This is a genomic window from Bacillus sp. P4_D3 (genome assembly GCF_056401855.1).
Genome location: NZ_JBFUIN010001342.1, coordinates 1 through 531, shown reverse-complemented (window position 1 = coordinate 531; position 531 = coordinate 1). Strand labels below are relative to the sequence as shown.

Here is a 531-nt window from a genome sequence, read left to right as displayed (position 1 = left end):
GTGATGCTTTCCGGACGTGTCTTGAATTGGTTGTTATAGTCTTYCCAGACTTTCTTRCCACTTAGTTCTGTTTTGTCCGTATTCTTGTAAGTATTCGTAATTGTTGTTCCGTCTACTTTTACTTCATAGTCTTTCACTTTTACTTCACTTAATTTGTACTCGAACTCTTTTCCTTGTTCATCGTACTTCGGAAGATCTTTGAAACTGAAGTTCCAGTTTCCTTCTTGATCAGCTTTTACTTCTTGCTCTTTAAACACTTTATCACCTTGAAGCAATTGAACTGTGATGCTTTCCGGACGTGTCTTGAATTGGTTGTTATAGTCWWCCCAKACTTTCTTRCCACTTAGTTCTGTTTTGTCCRYATTCTTGTAAGTATTCGTAATTGTTGTTCCGTCTACTTTTACTTCATAGTCTTTCACTTTTACTTCACTTAATTTGTACTCGAACTCTTTTCCTTGTTCATCGTACTTCGGAAGATCTTTGAAACTGAAGTTCCAGTTTCCTTCTTGATCAGCTTTTACTTCTTGCTCT

Annotated in this window: 1 protein-coding gene; it reads right to left on the bottom strand. The window is 36.5% G+C overall.

What is annotated here, in order from left to right; translation table 11 throughout:
• Window positions 1-531, bottom strand: a 531-nt coding sequence (locus AC1DTM_RS31230) for a Cna B-type domain-containing protein (protein ID WP_477001791.1), incomplete at both ends; no start/stop codon positions are given.